Raw genomic sequence first — 3,921 nt, forward strand, 5'->3', positions numbered from 1 at the left:
TCGACGCCAACGGCATCGTCAACGTCTCGGCCAAGGACAAGGCGAGCGGGAAGGAGCAGACCATCCGCATCGAGGCCTCGGGTGGCCTCGACGAGGCGGCGATCCAGCGCCTCGTGCGAGAGGCCGAGACCCATGCCGGCGCCGACAAGACGCGCAAGGAGCTCGTTGAGGCCGGCAACCACGCCGACGTCGCGATCTACACGACCGAGAAGAGCCTCAAGGAGGCGGGCGGCAACGTTCCCGCCGACGTGAAGGCCGAGGTCGAGAAGGCTGTCGCGGCGGCGAGGGAGGCGATCCAGGCTGGTGACCTGTCGCGCATCAAGACGGCCACCGAGCGTCTGACCCAAGCGGCGTCGCGCCTGGGCGAGAGCGGGCCCGCCGCCAACGGGCCGTCGGCCGATCCCGAGATCGTCGACGCGGAGTTCGAGGAGGCCTCGGGCGACGCCCCGCGGCACCGGCCAGCGGCATGACCGGTCCATTGTCAGAGGGGGATCGACCGATGGCCGAGAACATGAACGAGGCCGAGTCCATTGATGCGGAGGCCGCGGATCCCGCGGCCCTCCAGGCGGAGAACACATCGCTGCAGGACCGCCTGATGCGGGCGCTCGCCGAGACCGAGAACGTCCGGCGCCGGGGAGAGCGGGGCATCGAAGACGCGAGGAAATTCGCGGTCCAGGGTCTCGCGGCCGCCTTGCTCCCGGTCGCGGACAACCTCGGCCGAGCGGTCGCGGCGGCCAAGGGTGCGCAAGGTTCGGGGCCGGCGGCGCATGCGTCCCTGCTCGAAGGGGTCGATGCGACCGAACGGATGCTGACCGCCGCCCTCGAACGCTTCGGCATCCATCGGATGCCGGCGCTCGGGACGCCCTTCGATCCGAAGGCGCATGAGGCGATGCGCGAGATCGAGGACGCGACCCACACGCCCGGAACCGTCGTAGACGTCATGGAGGACGGTTTCACCCTCCATGACCGCCTGCTGAGACCGGCTCGGGTGAGTGTCGCCAAGGAGCCAGCGGGTGTCGCGCAGACCGTCTGAGACGACGGAGCCTAATTCGGCCGATAGCCCCGGCATGAGGAGCCAGCGTGAGCGAAGATCCATACAAGGTCCTGGGCGTGGCGCGGGACGTCTCCGAGGCTGACCTGCGCAAGGCCTATCGGAAGCTCGCCAAGAAGTTGCATCCCGACCTGAACCCGGGAAACAAAAAGGCCGAGGATGCCTTCAAGAAGGTCGCGACCGCCTACGACCTGCTGAACGATCCGGCCAAGCGCGCCCAGTTCGACCGTGGCGAGGTCGACGGAACCGGCGCCGAGCGGCCGCGCCAGCCCTATTATCGCGAGCAAGCCGAACGCGACGCGGGCCAGCCCTATGGCGGCGATTCCGGTTTCGGCGATTTCGGCGGCGAGGACATCTTCGCACAGATGTTCGGTCGCGCCGGACGTGCCGACCCGAACCGGCCTGGTGCGGATGCCCGGTATCGGGTGGACCTCGACTTCCTGGAGGCGTTCAACGGCGGGACGCGCACGCTGACGCTGCCGGACAGCGGGGCGCTGGACGTGAGGATCCCATCCGGCACGCGGACCGGGCAGACGCTACGCCTGCGGGGCAAGGGCGAGCCCGGCATCGGAAAAGGGCCGCCCGGCGACGCCCTGATCGAGGTCGAGGTCCGTCCTCATCCGCTCTTCAAGCTGAACGGGGACGACATCCACGTCGATCTGCCGCTCTCCCTTCGCGACGCGGTCCTCGGTGGCAGGGTCAGCGTCCCGACGCCCTCCGGTCCGGTTTCCATGACCGTTCCCAAGTGGAGCAACGCCGGCGCCGTGCTCCGCCTGAAGGGCAAGGGCATGGTCCGTGGCGCGACCTCGGGCGACGAGTACGTCACGTTGCGGCTGACCCTGCCGGCCGAGCCGGATGCCGAACTGCAGGCATTCGTCACCCGCTGGGGGAAGGCGGACGTTCACGAGACCCGACAAGGCGAGGATGCGCGATGATGGAAATGCGGGAGTTTCAGGTGCGCGCGAGCGTCGAGACCGCTGTCCTGCATGCGTGGATCGACACCGGCTGGCTCATCCCCGACGGGACCGAGGGGCGTTGGACGTTCCGCGAGATCGACCTCGGTCGGGTTCAGCTGATCCAGGACCTTGGGCGGGATTTCGGCGTGAACGACGAGGGTATCGTCCTGATCCTCGACCTCGTCGACCGGATGAGCGGCATGCGCAGGGCCTTCGGTCACCTCGCCAGGGCGATCCGGCAGGAGTCGGAAGACACCCGGCTGAGGATCGCGGCCGGGGTCCGGGAAGCAGGTCAGGATCGTGTCGCCCGCTCCTAAAAGGGTGGCGGCAACCTGGTGCCGCGCAATAGGCTAACAAATTCCGTGTAGAATGCATTTTTGAATGGTCGACAATCAAAATCAGATCGTGGTGGCGATCTATAACTAAGGTATAATAGAATTGCTTGTTCTTCCCGAAAAATTGACCTCGGGGTTTTCATACCCTCAGCGCGCCAATCCGGCTGCCCGGCCAAGGAATGCACCAGCAAGCACGACCGAAGATCTATCATGCGAAAAGGCGAATCATCGATGACACAGTCAGAGAGCAGTCTCAATTTACTGCGCCATGAATCCCAGGAGCTTCACCGCAACGTTGCCGGCCTGTTCAGTGATGGCAGGGCAAATGCCAAGTTCGATTTCGACAAGCTCCAGAGCAAGGCCAACAAGCTCGGCACAAGCCTGAAGCTGAGTGCCGAGACCGAGCAGGGCGCTATCAAGGCGATGATGCACAGAGCGGGAGCGAAGCTCGAATCCGCACGTTCGGGAGCGACCGAGAGCGTCCACGCTTCGACCCAGGTCGTCGACGAGGCCATGGATCACGCCAAGGCGGCGATGTTGGACGACATGGCTGCGGCAACCCGCAGCCTCAGCGAAGCCGTCGCCGCCAGGCGCACGGGCCGCCTCACCTCACAAACCGCAACCAGCAAGGTCTCGTCATGAGCAACTATGTCGCGATGGTCTTCAAGGCCGACCCGAAGGCTCACGAGGCCCTGCGGAAGCTTTGGGATATGGACGCTGCTGGGGATGTGACGGTCCACGGCGCCGCCATCGTCCGACGTGACAGGTGGGGGCACATGAACGTTGCGAGCGAGAGCAACGACGCGGGCATGCGTACCGCCATCGGCGTCGGCGTGGGCATGCTGCTTGGAGCCCTGGCAGGCCCGGCTGGGGCTGTCGCAGGAGCGCTCGCAGCGGAAACCGCCGTTGGGATCGGTGCCTTGGCCGGCGGGGCAATCGGGTTGACCGCCGATGCGTTCAAGTCGGAGGAACGGGACGAATTAGGCTTGGCCGCGTTCTACAATCTGAGCAACGGCGAATCGGCTGTCGTCGCGGATGTTTCGGAGGATTGGCCGGACAAGCTCGACGACGCGGCCAAGGCGTTGGGTGGAACGATCTATCGCAAATACGATGCGATAAGCTATCCGGATAAATACGACCGACCGTTCTATAACAATTACCTCTACCCGTACTACTACGATCCGCTTTACTGCTGAGATGTGTCATCCGGGCGAGGTCCGGCGGATCGCAGCTGTTCCGCGGTTGCTGAAACCGAACCACGATGGGTGAACCTCATCGCGGTTCGGCAATGCGTGCTCGTTACGGTGCTCAGCATCGAACTCTAAATTTGTACGTCCGTAGCGATAGCCTGACCTGATGCAACGTATGCGGGCGAGAGAACAGGCAAAGCTACGACCATCGCCGTCGATGGCCGTGTTCAAACACAATCCTCGCAATGGCTTCGTCGTGCATTCGCGGCGCCGAGACGTCGATCCCCCGACAAGCCCAGGCTGAAGGCATCTTCGCCTGAACCGGCCGCAAACGCGTGCGCATCCGGCGAAGGCCGCCTTGCTCCGAGGTCTGTCGACGTCCAGCTTTT

6 protein-coding genes are annotated in these 3,921 nt (G+C 64.9%); all 6 read left to right on the forward strand.

Annotated elements, in window-relative coordinates; genetic code table 11:
* Window positions 1-470 (forward strand): Hsp70 family protein (locus G3T14_RS23260; RefSeq protein ID WP_163644869.1); only part of this gene is annotated, 470 nt, incomplete at its 5' end.
* A gap of 29 nt (window positions 471-499) precedes the next feature.
* Window positions 500-1,033, forward strand: a complete 534-nt coding sequence (locus tag G3T14_RS23265) for a nucleotide exchange factor GrpE (protein ID WP_163644870.1) — start codon at window positions 500-502, stop codon at window positions 1,031-1,033.
* Window positions 1,034-1,080: 47 nt separating this feature from the next.
* Entirely contained in the window at window positions 1,081-1,986 is a 906-nt protein-coding gene (locus G3T14_RS23270; RefSeq protein WP_163644871.1) for a J domain-containing protein, read from the forward strand.
* On the forward strand, window positions 1,983-2,324 hold the full coding sequence (locus G3T14_RS23275; RefSeq protein ID WP_163644872.1) for a chaperone modulator CbpM: 342 nt from the start codon (window positions 1,983-1,985) through the stop codon (window positions 2,322-2,324). Before G3T14_RS23270 ends, G3T14_RS23275 begins: the two co-directional genes overlap by 4 nt.
* Before the next feature lie 228 nt (window positions 2,325-2,552).
* Window positions 2,553-2,984, forward strand: a complete 432-nt coding sequence (locus tag G3T14_RS23280) for a hypothetical protein (RefSeq protein WP_163644873.1) — start codon at window positions 2,553-2,555, stop codon at window positions 2,982-2,984.
* Window positions 2,981-3,538 carry a hypothetical protein gene (locus G3T14_RS23285; protein ID WP_163644874.1) on the forward strand — a complete coding sequence of 186 codons (558 nt, stop codon included), beginning with the start codon at window positions 2,981-2,983 and terminating at the stop codon, window positions 3,536-3,538. Before G3T14_RS23280 ends, G3T14_RS23285 begins: the two co-directional genes overlap by 4 nt.
* The last annotated feature ends 383 nt before the right edge of the window (window positions 3,539-3,921 follow it).

This window comes from Methylobacterium sp. BTF04, from assembly GCF_010692745.1.
Lineage (GTDB): Bacteria > Pseudomonadota > Alphaproteobacteria > Rhizobiales > Beijerinckiaceae > Methylobacterium.